The organism is Helicobacter pylori, assembly GCF_015904775.1.
GTDB classification, from domain to species: Bacteria; Campylobacterota; Campylobacteria; order Campylobacterales; family Helicobacteraceae; genus Helicobacter; species Helicobacter pylori_DM.
Map to the genome: position 1 here is coordinate 1 of NZ_JADZNC010000045.1, position 257 is coordinate 257.

Consider the following 257-nt stretch of genomic DNA (forward strand, 5'->3'; position numbering starts at 1 on the left):
TCAGGGGTGAGTAATTTCTCGCATTCTTTTTTCTCAGCTTCAGTTTTGGCTTGAGATACGCAATCTTTATAAGCTTTAACGCTCTCTTTGGCTTCTTCTTCTAAAAGTTTTTTCGCTTCAGGGGTGAGTAATTTCTCGCATTCTTTTTTCTCAGCTTCAGTTTTGGCTTGAGATGTGCAGTCTTTATAAGCTTTCAGACTCTCTTTAGCTAAAATATCGCTTTGTAAGTCTTTAGGGAGATCTTTCAAACACTTTTT

1 protein-coding gene is annotated in these 257 nt (G+C 37.0%); it reads right to left on the reverse strand.

The genetic code is table 11. The annotated features are described in order from the left end of the window. A partial coding sequence (locus I6852_RS07915) for a CagY family CD-EC repeat-containing protein (RefSeq protein ID WP_197292086.1) occupies nt 1-257 on the reverse strand: 257 nt, incomplete at both ends.